10 protein-coding genes and 1 pseudogene are annotated in these 12,236 nt (G+C 69.8%); 5 read left to right on the top strand and 6 right to left on the bottom strand.

Annotated features, from left to right (window positions below; genetic code table 11):
* Positions 1 to 309 (bottom strand): annotated as a pseudogene (locus NS3_RS02230) (SDR family NAD(P)-dependent oxidoreductase); the annotation flags it as partial.
* Entirely contained in the window at positions 296 to 1,072 is a 777-nt protein-coding gene (locus NS3_RS02225; RefSeq protein ID WP_084494957.1) for a 2OG-Fe(II) oxygenase, read from the bottom strand. The pseudogene NS3_RS02230 and the gene NS3_RS02225, both read right to left, overlap by 14 nt.
* Before the next feature lie 82 nt (positions 1,073 to 1,154).
* On the opposite strand from NS3_RS02225, the gene NS3_RS02220 reads away from it, so the two are divergent.
* Both NS3_RS02220 and NS3_RS02215 read left to right on the top strand, forming a co-directional pair.
* On the top strand, positions 1,155 to 1,760 hold the full coding sequence (locus tag NS3_RS02220) for a GDSL-type esterase/lipase family protein (protein WP_067852692.1): 606 nt from the start codon (positions 1,155 to 1,157) through the stop codon (positions 1,758 to 1,760).
* A 57-nt stretch (positions 1,761 to 1,817) separates the two neighbouring features.
* A complete protein-coding gene (locus NS3_RS02215; protein ID WP_067852690.1) occupies positions 1,818 to 2,822 on the top strand; it encodes a DUF5996 family protein in 1,005 nt (334 codons plus the stop codon).
* A gap of 6 nt (positions 2,823 to 2,828) precedes the next feature.
* Here NS3_RS02215 and NS3_RS02210 read toward each other — a convergent pair whose 3' ends face one another.
* The 4 genes from NS3_RS02210 to NS3_RS02195 form a co-directional block, all read right to left on the bottom strand.
* On the bottom strand, positions 2,829 to 3,947 hold the full coding sequence (locus NS3_RS02210) for an NAD(P)H-dependent flavin oxidoreductase (RefSeq protein WP_067852688.1): 1,119 nt from the start codon (positions 3,945 to 3,947) through the stop codon (positions 2,829 to 2,831).
* 268 nt (positions 3,948 to 4,215) lie between these two features.
* Positions 4,216 to 4,839, bottom strand: coding sequence for a class I SAM-dependent methyltransferase (locus NS3_RS02205; protein ID WP_067852686.1), 624 nt, complete (start codon positions 4,837 to 4,839; stop codon positions 4,216 to 4,218).
* 212 nt (positions 4,840 to 5,051) lie between these two features.
* Positions 5,052 to 6,869, bottom strand: a complete 1,818-nt coding sequence (locus NS3_RS02200) for a cutinase family protein (protein WP_067852684.1) — start codon at positions 6,867 to 6,869, stop codon at positions 5,052 to 5,054.
* 230 nt (positions 6,870 to 7,099) lie between these two features.
* A complete protein-coding gene (locus NS3_RS02195) occupies positions 7,100 to 7,768 on the bottom strand; it encodes a TetR/AcrR family transcriptional regulator (RefSeq protein WP_084494978.1) in 669 nt (222 codons plus the stop codon).
* 210 nt (positions 7,769 to 7,978) lie between these two features.
* Here NS3_RS02195 and NS3_RS02190 point away from each other — a divergent pair, with 210 nt between their 5' ends.
* From NS3_RS02190 to NS3_RS02180, 3 genes are all read left to right on the top strand, one after another.
* A complete protein-coding gene (locus NS3_RS02190) occupies positions 7,979 to 8,599 on the top strand; it encodes a hypothetical protein (RefSeq protein WP_067852832.1) in 621 nt (206 codons plus the stop codon).
* Positions 8,596 to 9,405 carry an SDR family oxidoreductase gene (locus tag NS3_RS02185; RefSeq protein WP_067852680.1) on the top strand — a complete coding sequence of 270 codons (810 nt, stop codon included), beginning with the start codon at positions 8,596 to 8,598 and terminating at the stop codon, positions 9,403 to 9,405. Before NS3_RS02190 ends, NS3_RS02185 begins: the two co-directional genes overlap by 4 nt.
* Before the next feature lie 93 nt (positions 9,406 to 9,498).
* The gene (locus NS3_RS02180; RefSeq protein WP_067852678.1) at positions 9,499 to 12,231 is read left to right on the top strand and encodes an HAD-IC family P-type ATPase; all 2,733 of its coding nucleotides are present in this window, start codon (positions 9,499 to 9,501) and stop codon (positions 12,229 to 12,231) included.
* Positions 12,232 to 12,236 lie beyond the last annotated feature (5 nt).

Raw genomic sequence — 12,236 nt, 5'->3', positions numbered from 1 at the left:
GGCCGTGGCGGCGTTGACCAGCAGGTCCACCCCACCGAACCGGGCCGCGGCCAGATCGGCCACCCGCTCCGCCTCACCGGGGATCGTGAGGTCGGCGTGCAGCACATAGACCGGGAAGGCGTTCTCCGGCAACGCGGCGCGCGGTGCGAACGGGTCGACGAACCACTCGTGCTGCGAGGGTGCGGCGGGCGTGCGGTCGCGGCACACGGCCACGATGTCGTAGCGGCTGCGCAGGGCCTGGCAGAACGTGTCACCGAGCGCGCCGCCGGCTCCTGTCAGCAGACAGACCCGCCGGTCACCGTCGGCCATGCTCGTCTCCTTCTGTGTCGTGTGGGCGGCCTGTCTCATCCGGGCGGTGCAGATACATCAGCACGCTGTCGCGCGCGCTGCTGTTGCCGCCGAGGTAGCGGTGCCGGGTGTAGGGGGTGCATTCGAACAGCACCAGCGAATTGCCCAGCGGCGGAACGAGAGCGGGCGTTCGGTCACCCGCGACCGGATACAGCGCGGTCTCGCCGCCGTCCCCGCGTCGCCACTGCTCCGGTCCCAGATGGAACAGCAGGGCCGACGTGCGGATCGTCACCCGGCCCTGCGCCGTCGCGGCGATCGCGGCCGCGCCGGACCGTTCCGCGGCGTCGCCGGGTATGTTCCGAACCGCGCCGACCTGGTGGCCTGCTGCCTCGTCGAGCGTGTCGCCCGGTTCGCCGTGCGCCGGAAACACCGTGCGCCGCAGCCCGGTACGCGGCTGCTGTCCTGGGCTGTTCACGGGGTGATGCCGCAGGTGGCCGGTGATGTCCCCGGTCACCGGCAGCTCGGTGAGCCCGGCGAGCAGATCGTGCCACTCCCGCGAGGTGAACAGCGCCAGCGGCCCGTCCCGCAGCGCCCACAGCGAGATGTCGTCGGTGGTGCCCGCGCGCACCCGCACGGCCTCGGCGCGCAGATGCTCGTAGAACGCGGTCGTGAACACCTCGCGCGCGTAGATGTGCGGAAATGGTTCGGTGCGGCGAATCCAGCGCCGATGCGCGAACAATTGGACGAACCAGGCAGGCGCGGGACGCGCCGTTTCCCCTGACAAGACGACTCCCTCCCGATCGACCTTCCCGATCCTATTGCGCCGCCGGTCACCCGCGAACGGCCCGGATGCAAGGATCGGCCCCATGGTCGAGGATCTGCGTCTGTGTTTCGCCGGGGACTCTTTCGTCGCCGGGGTGGGTGACCCGCACCGGCTCGGCTGGGCCGGACGGCTGGCCGCGGCCGTCAGCCCGGCGATCCCGTTGACGGTCTACAACCTGGGCATCCGCGGCCAGACCGCCCCCGAGATCGAGGACCGCCTGATCACCGAATGCGCACCGCGGCTGCCCGAGTGGGCCACCGCCGCGGTGGTGCTCTCCTTCGGCGCCAACGACACCGCGTGGGCCGCCGGGGAACCTCGTGTCGCTGCGGCGGAATCGGCGGCGGCGCTGACCAGGATGCTCGACGCGGTGGCCGCGAGGGGGTGGGCCGCGCTGATGGTCGGCCCGCCCCCGGTGGCCGACGCCGAGCACAACGAACGCCTCGGCGACCTCGACGCCGAGTATGCCCGGCGCTGTACGGCGGCCGCGGTCCCGTACGTGCCGGTCCTGCCCGCGCTGTCGGTCGACGAGGTGTGGATGCGCGAGGTCGCCGAGGGCGACGGCGCGCACCCCGGCGCGGCCGGGTACGAGGCGATGGCCGCGCTGATCGCGCCGGCCTGGGAGACCTGGTTCGGCGCTCTCGCCCGGTAGCCGCGCGATTCGGCCGAGGTGCTGGCATACCCCGCGCACCGGTCGTACCGTGGCCCTATGACCGAGTCGGCAGTACCCGAGTCACCCGCCGTCGATACCGCGGAGCTGCTGCCCGCGATCCCGCTGGACTCCTGGCGACCGACGAAAGAGACGCTGCACCGGTTCGCCCAGGTCGTCGGCAAGGTCGCGCTGGCCAAGGGCATCCGCCGCAACCACTGGTGGCATATGACCTTCCGCCTGACCGCGCGCGGCTGGACCACCGTTCCCCTCGGCGACCCCCGCGTCGGACCGGTGTTCACCTGCGCGTTCGACTTCTTCGACCATGTGCTGCGCATCGCCACCGACGAGGGCGTCCAGGTCGAGTTCGACCTGCCGGGCAAGTCCGTCGCGACCTTCTACACCGATGTGATGGGCGGCCTCGGCGACCTCGGCATCGACCTGGTGATGCATCAGCCGCATCCCTTCGACCTGCCCGACGCGGCCCGCTGGTTCGAAGAGGACACCGAGCACGCCGACTACGACCCGGACAAGGTGTGCCGGGCCTTCACGGTGCAGAGCCGGGTCGGCCGCATCCTCGAGGAGTTCAGCGCCGGCTTCTCGGGCAAGGTCAGTCCGGTCCACCTGTTCTGGCACACCTTCGACCTGGCCGTCCAGCGGTTCTCCGCGCGCCGCATCGACATGCCTGCCACCGTCGACCCGGTGACTCGGGAGGCCTATTCCCGCGAGGTCATCAGCGCCGGGTTCTGGTTCGGCGACGACAAGGTCCCCGAACCCACCTTCTACTCCTATGTCGCGCCCGAGCCCGCGGGCCTCACCGCCCGCCCCCTGCGGCCCGAGGGCGCCCGCTGGGTGCCTTCGGGTTCCGGGCATTCGGCGTACTACTCCTACGACGCCGCCCGCGCGACCGGCGACCCGGTCGGCGCGGCCCTCGAGTTCTTCGAAACGGTCTACACCGAGGGCAGCGCACTGGCCGGGTGGGATGCCGACGCGCTGGCCTGTCGTGGCGGCATCACCGATCCGGTGCTCGAGCAGCGGATGCCCGAGCACCGGCGGGAGTCGTGACCCGACTCAGCTGTTCAGCTTGTTGAGCCGCTCGCACGCCTCGACGTACTGGTTGACCAGCCGTTCCATCACATCGGCGGAACGCTCGACCTTCTGCATCATCCCGACCACCTGACCGACCGGGTTGAAGTTGACGTCCTTGGCGGCCTCCGGGTACCGGTGCCCGCGCTTGACGCCGTCGAGCGCGACCATCATCTGCAGCGGCATCGGCAGCGGATCGGGGTTCTCGGGCTGCTCCCACGCCTCGGTCCACTCGTTGCGCAGCATGCGCGCCGGCTTGCCGGTCCACGCCCGCGAGCGCACGGTGTCGTGGCTGGAGGCGTCGATGAGCGTCTGCATCTGCGCGGGCGGCACATTGGCCTCCTCGACGGTCAGCCAGATCGAGCCCGTCCACGCGCCCGCCGCGCCCATCGCCATCGCCGCAGCGATCTGACGCCCGTCGCCGATGCCGCCTGCCGCCAGCACCGGCAGGTCGCCGACCGCGTCGATCACCTGCGGCCACAGCACCATCGAGGACACCTCGCCGCAGTGGCCGCCACCCTCGGTGCCCTGGCAGACCACGAAATCCAGCCCGGCTTCCTTGTGCTTGAGCGCGTGCTTGACCGAACCGCACAGCGCGCCGATCAGCCGCCCGGAATCCTTGATCTGCTCGACGACATCCTCGGGCGGGGTGCCGAGCGCGTTGGCGACCAGCTTGGCCTTCGGGTGCTTCAGGATCACCTCGACCTGCGGACCCGCAGTGGTCGCGGTCCAGCCGAGCAGCTGATTGTGGTGTTCGCCCTCGGGCAGCTTCGGTACCCCGTGATCGGCGAGGATCTTCTCGGCGAAGTCGCGGTGGCCCTGCGGGACCATCTCGGCGAGCTTGGCCTCGAGCTCTTCGGGGCTCAGCCCGTCGATGCCCTTGCCCTCGTACTTGGAGGGGATCACCAGGTCGACGCCGTAGACGCCGTTGACGTGCTCGTCGAGCCAGGCCAGTTCCACTTCCAGCTGTTCGGCGGTGAAGCCGACCGCGCCGAGCACGCCGAGGCCACCGGCATTGCTGACCGCGGCGGCCACATCGCGGCAATGGGTGAAGGCGAAAATGGGGAACTCGATCCCCAGCCGCTCGCAGATTTCGGTACGCATCGGGTGCTGGTCTCCCTTACCTGTCTCGCGAACAGCTCACGCGGCCCGCGAATGCTCTAGAACGGGTTGCATAGTCGCCGTCTCGTGTTCCCGTGGAAAACGGCTCGATGACACCGGAAACGACCGATTCCCCCGCATACCGCGAGCATCGCCTCGCCTGTGCGGCGCGGGGAACGGCCGGTGAGTGCACCATGTTATGACAGTAACACGTTCTAGTTTTGTCGCGGGATACCCAATTTCTCTTCCCTCAGGTCGCGAGGCGGCGGCCTCACGCGACGCGGACCAGCTTGCGCAGCAACAGGCTCGCCTGATCGAACCGTTCGCCCGGCCGCGGCGCCCGCACCATCCGCATCAGGACCTCGAACCCCGCCGCCTCCGCCGCTGCACCGAGCCGCTCCGGCCACCATCGGTACGCCTCGACGACCGCGTGGTCGAAGGCGACCGGATCACCGTCGGCCCCGGCGGCCTGGAATCCCAGCAGTGCGTGCCCGCCGTCGCGAAGCACCCGGGCGAACTCCGTCAGCGCGTCCGGCACGCGCTCCGGTGGCAGATGGATCAGCGAATACCAGGCCACCAGACCGGCGAGCGTCCCGGACGGCAGCCCGGTGTGTACCAGCGAGCCCACGTCGAACCGCACACCCGGATGCCCCGCGCGCGCCAGCTCGATCATGCGCGGCGAGAGATCGATGCCGGACACGTCCAGTCCGGCCTTCGCCAGATATCCGGTGATCCGGCCCTCCCCGCAGCCCAGGTCCGCGACCGGACCCGCGTCCACGCACTCGGCGAACACGTCGAGCGGCGCGCGCTCGAACGGGTTGCCCGCCAACGCGCCGCGCGCGAATTCGGCGTATTCCCCGGCCATTCCGTCATAGGCATCGCGGACTGCATCCATGAGCACGATCCTGCCAGCGGGTGCGCCGCCCGGTGTGGACAGCGTTCGGCATGCGGTCGCACACCTGCTCGTTCGGTCGGTTGTCGACCACAAGTGTCGGCACGGCCCCCCCACGACCTGGGCCGCAGCTGTCCACCTCGTCCTCGAACGCCGGACGGCCCCCGCCTCCACTACCTGGGTAGTGATGGCGAGGGCCGTCGGTGCGCGAAGGGCTAACGGTGGGCGCCCGGCTCCTCGGTGGGAGTGGGGACGGGCGTCGTGGTCGTGACCTGGGCGCTGTCTGCGGCGGTGGGCCGCACGGCCGGCGGCGCGACAGCATCGTTGGTCGTCGGTACCGGGGCCTGGGCCGGCTCGGGCGCCGCCGGAGCGATCTCCGTCGGCTCGAGCGCGGTCGGTTCCTGAGTGGCCGACTCGGGAGCGGTCGCTTCCGGCGTGGTGCTCGGCGCCTCGGTGGTGGTGCCCGGCGCCGTGGTGGTCGCGGCGATCTCTTCGGCCGTGCTGGAAGGGCTCGTCGTCGGCGCACCGCTGGTGGTGGTCGGCGCGGGCGACTTCGTGGTCGACGGCTGGGTCGACGTCGCGGCGGCCGCCAGGTAGGCGTTGCGCTCGCGCTCGACCTCGGTGACGTTGACCTTCATCTCTTCGTAGGCCACGGCCAGTTCGGCGGGCTCCGGGGCGACCTGGGTGTTCACCGGCTCACCTGCCTGGGCCTGCTTGGCCAGGTGGGTCAGCCACGCCGCGGCGTACTCCGCCGAGGTCAGCGGCTTGCCGGCGGAGGTGTCGGCGTCGTCCCAGTAGTCGAAGTGGTGACCGCTGTGGTTGGGGCCGAGGGTGAGGTTGTACGGATCGCTCATGATCACCGGAATGGTGTTCTGGTTGGTCACCAGCAGGCCGACGACCTCGTTGAGCAGCTTCTGCGGCAGGTAGGCCAGCGGGGAGATCTCCTCGGTCTCGATCGAGTCGGCCACCGGCGCGGGCTGATGCTCGCCCGGCACGTACTCGGGGTCGGAGACCCGCAGCAGCACCTCGAGGAACGTCTCGTCACTGGCCATCCAGTTCGGCTGCGAGGCGATGTCGGAGAAGGCCGCCAGCGCGATCTGCCCGAGCACCATCGCGACGTCGCCGCCGGTCGCCGGGGTGAGTCCCTCGCGTTCGAGGGTGTCCACATTGAGCTGCCTGCCCACGTTCACGACCAATTGCAGCAGCGAGATGTTCTCCGGCGCCGCGCAGGTCAGGTCGCCTTCGGAGCAGAAGGAGGCGATGCGGCCGTTCAGCGCGCCGAAGTCGCCGCCGGTGCCGGGCAGCGCGCCCTGACCGGGTGTGCCCTGCGAGATGTTCTGGTACTGCCGGTCGAAGCCGTCGGGATTGGCGAACGGATCCTCGGCGCCGATGAACGGGCCCTCGCCGGCTCCGCGACCCGAATCGGCCAGGATCACCACACCCACGACGTTGTTCGGATCGACCACGTCGTAGCCGTCCGCGGACTCGTCGTTGCCGATGCCCATCGCGACCCGGCGCACCACATCGGCGCCCTCGCTGTAGCCGACGATGGCGAAACGGGTGTCCGGGCAGGCCTGCGAGATCTCTCGCATGACTTGCTGGGTGTTTGCCACACCGGTGTTCACGGCCTGTTCGTAGGACTCCATATTCGCCGGGTAGGCGATGTACACAGCCCGGTACGAGTCCGGATCGACCGCGCCGTCGGGGGCGTTGACGACCGGATCGAGCCACTCGCTGTTGTGATCACCGGCCATCGCGGCCGGCAGCGGGTTGCCGTTGGCATCGACGAGCATGAGGGTGGAGCCCTCGCGCGGGGTGTCGTTGCGCCCCGCCACCGAGATCGCCACCATGTCGTGACACTCCGTCACCGAGGCCTTGAGTTCGGTGTCGACGCTGGTAGGCGGCGAAGTCAGCGCCCACGTCGCGCCGACCACGACCGCGGTGCCGACAATCAGCGGTGCGGCTGCGGTGGAGACGATCTTGTGGCGGGCGGCGAAGGCTTTCTGTCGGACGAACAACTCTCGAAGAGCCATGTCCCGTTCCCCAATCCATGTGCAAACGAGCTGGAAGGACTGGCCCCCCGACGGGCCGTCTGTCACCTAGCACGTCGGAACCGGCATCAAGATCGTTACCGCCGTGCAAACGAGATCACAGTCTCATTCCGGCCCGGCCGTACCCCTCGGCGATCCCGCTCTCGGTGCTCCGCCGATAGCGCGCCCCGGCGCGCGGAATCCCACCCTTCGCCGGAGGCGATGTCCGCGATCTATTCGGCGCTGTCGCGTTCGGCGAGTCGGCGGCCTGCCAGTTCGGCGGCGCCCTGGTCGAGGATGAGCCACAGGGCGGTGATGTCGTCGACGAGCCGGTCGCGATCGACCGCGAGATCGCCGGTGGCCCAGGAGAGGATGGCCTGAACGGTTCCGCCGATGACGAAGGCGGGGGCGGTCGCGGCGAGGGAGTCCTGTTCCAGCGCCACATCGTGGGTGGTGCGGGCGTGCGCGATCAGGGCGGCCGTCAGTCCGGTGATGACCGCGGTGCGCTTGTCGTGCGTGGCCGGGGCCGCCGGGACGCCGCCGAGCAGGACGAGGGCTTTGCGTGGGTCGTCGCCCAGGACGTCGACCACGGCGGCGATGGCGGCGCGGGCCTGGGCTTCGACGGGCTCGCCGAGCAGTGGGAGATAGGCGCCGACCGCGGCTGCGGTGAGCTCGTTCGCGATGGTCTCGACGACCGCGTCGGCGAGAGCGTCGAGAGTGGGGAAGCTTTCGTAGAAGTAGCGCTTGTTGAGCTTGGCCGCCCGGCACAGCGAATCCACTGTGGCGGTGCGCCAGAGCTTGCCCGCCATGGTCGTCAGGGCGGTGTCGATCAGGGTCGCGCGCCGACGCTGGATGCGCGTGGCGGCGGAATCTCCCGCGTAGTTGCGCTCGGCCGACGACACGCACGCCATTCTCGCACCCGCGCCACGCGGCTGTTGACACCGCCGCAGCATTTCTGGCACGGTTCTGTACCAGATCAAACTGGTGCGAAGTGGTACCAGATAGGAGTCGGAGATGGTTCGGAGGCGGCAATGGTGACGAAAGCGACGAGGTCGACGGAGGCGGCATCGGTGACAGACACACAAGCGGCGAACACGGAATCGGCGCCCCTGATGATGCTGGCGGAACTGCGCGCGCACGCACGGGCGCAACCCGTGTCGGCGCGTGCGACGGCATGGGCGTATCTGACCGAGCTGGGAGCTCGGAACGACTACGCCGCGCTGGCGGAGCTCTTCGCCGAGGGCACGGCGCCGGACGGGCCGGACGGGAAGATGGAGGGGTTGATCATCGGCGACCTGTTCGGTATTCCGGAGGCGCGCCTGGCGAACCCGCTGATGCGGATCGACCCGACCTGGCGTGGGAAGACGTTCGACCGGGCGGCCGGAACCGGCTGGAACAGGCTGTCGCCACTCGCCCGGTACGTGATGCCGATCGTGACGGCAGGCTACTTCGGGCTGCGGCGCGTGGGCGCGGAGATGGAGGGATTCGACTTCACCCATGCCGTGGAGCCGGGCCTGCTCGAGCCGCGGCGGATGGTGCGAGCACTGAACTACGGCGTGCCCGAACACCGCAATCCGAGTGTGCGCACCTTCCCGATCGCGCGTACCAGGGACGAGGTGGTCGAGCTGATCCCCGGGGTGTATCTGGGCAGGGCGCTGCTGCGGATGCCCGACGGGGAGATCCGGCTGATCGCCTACTTCGGCCTGCGCGAGCCGATCGGCAGCCCGCTGTGATCGAGGTGCGCGGCGCGCGGGTGTGCGTGACCGGTGGCGCGCGCGGGATCGGACGCGCCACCGCCGAGGCGCTCGTGGCCCGAGGCGCGCGGGTGTGGATCGGCGATCGCGATATGCCCGCCGCCGAGCGAACAGCCGCCGAGATCGGGGCGGTGGCGCATCCACTGGACGTGACCGACGAGGCGAGTTTTCGTGCCTTCCTCGCCGCGGCCGAAGCGGACGGCCCGCTGGACATGCTGGTCAACAACGCCGGCATCCAGCTGATGGGCGGCTTCGCCGATCAGGATCTGTTGTCGCTGCACCGGGAGCTGGCCGTCAACCTGGGCGCGGTGGTCACCGGCATGCACCTCGTGATCCCTGGTATGCGGCTGCGCGGGCGCGGGCACATCGTGAACGTCGCCTCGATGGCGGGAAAGGTCACCACTCCGGGCATCGCCACCTACTGCGCCTCCAAATTCGGGGTGGTCGCGTTGTCGCGCGCGGTGCGGGCCGAACTCGCGGGCACGGGTGTCACGGTGACCGCGGTGCTGCCCGCGGCCACCCACACCGAACTCACCTCCGGAGTGCGATTGCGACTGCAACCCACGTTGGAGCCCGAACAGGTGGCCGCGGCGATCGTCGACAGCGCCCGGCACGAACGCGGCGAAGTGACCGTGCCCCGCTGGCTCGCACCCGTGGGCCTGGCCGAGGAGCTGCTGCCCGCGCCGCTGTTGTGGCGGCTCAAACGCTTCGTCGGTGGCGCCGAGTACGGCGGATACGACCAGGCGCGACGCCGGGCCTATCTCGACAGAGTGTCCTCGCCGTGAGCGCGTTCACAGCGGGCGCGGTTGTGCTCGGACGGCATTGTCCTACGGTGGGGAGGTGATCGACGGCTCTGCCTCGACGCCGAGAGGACAACGATGACCGTGCAGGTCGGTTCCACGACGCGAAACACCCATCACGACCTGACAGCACACGAGGTCGTGTTGCTGCACGAGACCGACGCACACCGCGGCCTCACCGCCGCCGAAGCCGAATCGCGGTTGCGGCGTTACGGTCCCAACGTGCTACCCCCGTCGTCGGGGAACGGTCTGGCGCGGCGGATTCTGCGCCAGTTCAACAGTCCGCTCATCTATGTGCTGATGGCGGCCGCCCTGGTCACCCTGTGGCTCGGGGACTACGTCGACTCGACCGTGATCGCACTGGTGGTGCTGATCAATGCCGTCGTCGGGTTCGTCCAGGAGTCCAGGGCAGAGGCGGCGCTGGACGCGCTGCGCTCGCTGGTGCGCACCCAGGCCACGGTGATCCGCGACGGGCGTCGACGCTCCCTGCCCTCCGACGATCTGGTGCCCGGCGACCTGGTCGTACTGGAGGCAGGTGAGAAGATTCCCGCCGACCTGCGCCTGGTACGCGTGACCGAGTTGCAGGTCGACGAATCCGCGCTCACCGGCGAATCCGTTCCCGTCGTCAAGGACGAGGTGGTGCTGCCCCAGCCGACCGCTGTGGCGGATCGCCGCAACATGGTGCACTCGGGCACCTTGGTGACCGCGGGGGCGGGCGCCGGGATCGCCGTCGCGACCGGTGACCGGACCGAACTCGGCGAGATCCACCGCCTGGTCGGTTCGGCCGATGTGCTGGCCACCCCGCTGACCGCCGAACTGGCCGCGTTCAGCCGGATGCTGACGGTCGCCATCCTCGCCCTCGCCGCGGTCACCTTCGGCATCGGGCTCGCCCGCGGACAGGAGGCCGCCGAGACCTTCACCGCCGCGGTGGCGCTCGCCGTCGGCGCGATCCCGGAGGGCCTGCCCGCGGTCGTCACCATCACCATGGCCATCGGCGTGACCCGGATGGCCAAGCGGCGCGCGGTGATCCGGCGGCTGCCCGCCGTCGAAACCCTCGGCAGCACCACCGTCATCTGCTCGGACAAGACCGGCACCCTCACCACCAACCAGATGACGGTGCGCGAACTGTGGACCCCGCAGGACCGCTATCCGGTGTCGGGTTCGGGCTACGCCCCCGACGGCGCGGTCCGTGACTCCGCGGGGAGCATCGCCGAACTCGGCTCCGATCGTGCCCTGGAGTGGACGCTGCTGGCGGGCGTCGGCTGCAACGACGCGCATCTGGACCGGGTCGACGGGCGCTGGTCCATCGTCGGCGATCCCACCGAGGCCGCGATGCTGGTCGTGGCGAGAAAGGCGGGTCTCGACCTCGACGAGCTGCGCGTCCAGCGTCGCCGTGTGGGCACCATCGCGTTCAGCTCCGAGCGCCAGTTCATGGCGACCTTGCATGTGCACGAGGGGACCGGGGAGCGGGTCGCGCTGGTCAAAGGCGCGGTCGAACGCGTCGTCGACCGGTGCGCGCACTGTATGGACGCCGATGGGCAGCATCGTCCGCTGGACCGCGGCGCGGTGCTCCGCGCCACCGAGGAACTCGCCGGACAGGGGTTGCGCGTGCTGGCGACCGCGATGCGCCCGGTCGACAGCGACACCGAATTCGATCTCGCCGTGATCGACGAGCTGGTGTTCACCGGCTTGCACGCGATGCTCGATCCACCCCGCGCGGCCGCCGCCGACGCGGTGCGCGCCTGCCACGTCGCCGGAATCCAGGTGCGGATGATCACCGGCGACCACGGTGCCACCGCCGCCGCTATCGCCGAGCAGCTGAACCTGATCGGGGAACACGACGGCGAACTCGTCCTCACCGGCCGAGACCTGGACACGATCCCCGAAGACGAGCTCGCCGACGCGGTCGATCGGGCTCGCGTCTTCGCCCGGGTCTCGCCCGAGCAGAAACTCCGCCTCGTCGAGGCGCTGCAAACCCGCGGCCACGTCGTCGCGATGACCGGCGACGGCGTCAACGACGCGCCCGCGCTGCGCAGAGCCGATATCGGCATCGCGATGGGCGAGGGCGGCACCGAGGTGGCCAAGGAAGCCTCGGACATGGTCCTCACCGACGACGACTTCGCCACCATCGAAGCCGCCGTGGAGGAAGGCCGCGGTGTTTTCGACAACCTGACCAAGTATCTGGTGTGGGTCCTGCCGACGAGCCTCGGTCAGGGCCTGATCATCCTGGCCGCCATCGTGTTCGGCGCGACTCTGCCGATCCTGCCCACCCAGATCCTGTGGATCAACATGACCACCGCGGTGGTCCTCGGCCTGACGTTGGCCTTCGAACCCAAGGAACCGGACACCATGACTCGCCCGCCGCGCGAGCCTGGACAGGCATTGCTCTCCAGTGCGCAGGTCCTGCGGGTCCTGCTCGTGTCCGGGCTCATCCTGGCCGGCGCGTGGTGGCTGTTCGAGTGGGAGCTGGGTAATGGCGCAGATCTGGCTGTGGCGCGCACGGCAGCGGTGAACTTCGTCGTCGCGGTGCAGGTGTTCTACCTGTTCAGTTGCCGTTCCCTGACCGTGTCGCCGTGGCGGATAGGCTTCTTCAGCAACTGGTGGATCATCGGTGGCGTGACCGCCCAGGTCCTCGCCCAGCTGGCCATCACCTACATACCGGCGATGCACACCCTGTTCGACACCGCCGCGATCGACGCGCAGACGTGGTTGCGCCTCGTCCTGCTCGCGGCACTGGCCACGCTGATCGTCGCTGTCGACAAATTCCTGCGCACCCGATTCGGGGCCCCTTCGCCCGAACCGCGAGCGTAGGTGCT

It is taken from the genome of Nocardia shimofusensis NBRC 100134, from assembly GCF_001613125.1.
Taxonomy (GTDB): Bacteria; Actinomycetota; Actinomycetes; order Mycobacteriales; family Mycobacteriaceae; genus Nocardia; species Nocardia shimofusensis.
Note: the sequence above shows the minus strand (reverse complement) of the source record. Positions and strands in the feature narration are given on the sequence as shown.

Excerpts from the sequence above, each read along its gene's own strand:
- NS3_RS02220 (WP_067852692.1), top strand. The coding sequence starts at position 1,155 with ATGGTCGAGGATCTGCGTCTGTGTTTCGCCGGGGACTCTTTCGTCGCC.
- NS3_RS02215 (WP_067852690.1), top strand. The coding sequence starts at position 1,818 with ATGACCGAGTCGGCAGTACCCGAGTCACCCGCCGTCGATACCGCGGAG.
- NS3_RS02210 (WP_067852688.1), bottom strand. The coding sequence starts at position 3,947 with ATGCGTACCGAAATCTGCGAGCGGCTGGGGATCGAGTTCCCCATTTTC.
- NS3_RS02205 (WP_067852686.1), bottom strand. The coding sequence starts at position 4,839 with ATGGATGCAGTCCGCGATGCCTATGACGGAATGGCCGGGGAATACGCC.
- NS3_RS02200 (WP_067852684.1), bottom strand. The coding sequence starts at position 6,869 with ATGGCTCTTCGAGAGTTGTTCGTCCGACAGAAAGCCTTCGCCGCCCGC.
- NS3_RS02190 (WP_067852832.1), top strand. The coding sequence starts at position 7,979 with ATGATGCTGGCGGAACTGCGCGCGCACGCACGGGCGCAACCCGTGTCG.
- NS3_RS02180 (WP_067852678.1), top strand. The coding sequence starts at position 9,499 with ATGACCGTGCAGGTCGGTTCCACGACGCGAAACACCCATCACGACCTG.